This is a genomic window from Mesorhizobium sp. M7A.F.Ca.ET.027.03.2.1, from assembly GCF_003999175.1.
Lineage (GTDB): Bacteria > Pseudomonadota > Alphaproteobacteria > Rhizobiales > Rhizobiaceae > Mesorhizobium.
Genome location: NZ_RZOM01001399.1, coordinates 1 through 1235 on the forward strand (window position 1 = coordinate 1; position 1235 = coordinate 1235).

Annotated in this window: 1 protein-coding gene; it reads right to left on the reverse strand. The window is 65.1% G+C overall.

Features of this window, described 5'->3' with window-relative positions:
• On the reverse strand, positions 1-1235 hold a 1235-nt coding region (locus EN750_RS35030; RefSeq protein WP_245482902.1), incomplete at both ends, for a glutamate synthase-related protein.

Below are 1235 nucleotides of genomic sequence, written 5' to 3' on the forward strand. Positions count from 1 at the left end.
CTGGCCGGCAGTGCCGGTCAGCTTCACCTGGATGGTGTCCTCGCGCAGGCCCTTGTGCTTGAAGCGCTTGGCCACTTCACCCGACAGCATGGCGCCCGCCGAGCGGTCGACATTGCGGATATCGACCTCGATCTTGACCGGCAGCTTGCTTTCGAGCGCAGGCTTTGCCAGCTCGATCAGCTTGCGGTCGAGCACGTCGTCGATCGGGTGCTTCTGGCGCTCGGTCCAGTGCACGGCCTCATGCGGCGCATCCGGCTTGAAGAACATCTTCGAGAAATCGAGCCCGCGCGCCTTCCAGTGCACGATCAGGTCGCGCTTTTCCAGAAGATCACTGTCGCCGATGATCTGGTCGATATGGGTATAACCCATCTCGGCGAGCAGCTCCCGCACCTCTTCCGCCACGTAGAAGAAGAAGTTGATGACATGCTCGGGCGTGCCCTTGAAGCGCTTGCGCAGCACCGGATCCTGCGTCGCGACGCCGACCGGGCAGGTGTTGAGATGGCACTTGCGCATCATGATGCAGCCGGCCGCGATCAGCGGTGCCGTCGAGAAGCCGAACTCGTCGGCGCCAAGCAGCGCACCGATGATAACGTCGCGCCCCGTGCGCAAGCCGCCGTCGACCTGCAGCGCGACGCGCGACCGCAGACCGTTCAGCACCAGCGTCTGGTGCGTCTCGGCAAGGCCCATTTCCCATGGGCTGCCGGCATGCTTGAGCGAGGTCAGCGGCGAGGCGCCAGTGCCGCCATCATAGCCCGAAATGGTGATGTGGTCGGCGCGTGCCTTGGCGACGCCCGCCGCAACCGTGCCGACGCCGACTTCCGACACCAGCTTGACCGACACGTCGGCCGCCGGATTGACGTTCTTCAGGTCGTAGATCAGCTGTGCCAGATCCTCGATCGAATAGATGTCGTGATGCGGCGGCGGCGAGATCAGGCCCACGCCCGGCGTCGAATGCCGGACCTTGGCGATGGTCGCGTCGACCTTGTGGCCGGGCAGCTGACCGCCCTCGCCGGGCTTGGCACCCTGCGCCACCTTGATCTGCATCATGTCGGAATTGACGAGGTATTCGGCCGTGACGCCGAAACGGCCCGAGGCGATCTGCTTGATTGCCGAGCGTTCCGGGTTCTTGCCGCCGCCAGGCAGCGGCAGATAGCGGTCGGCCTCTTCGCCGCCCTCGCCGGTGTTCGACTTGCCGCCGATCTGGTTCATCGCGCGCGCCAGCGTGGTATGCGCTT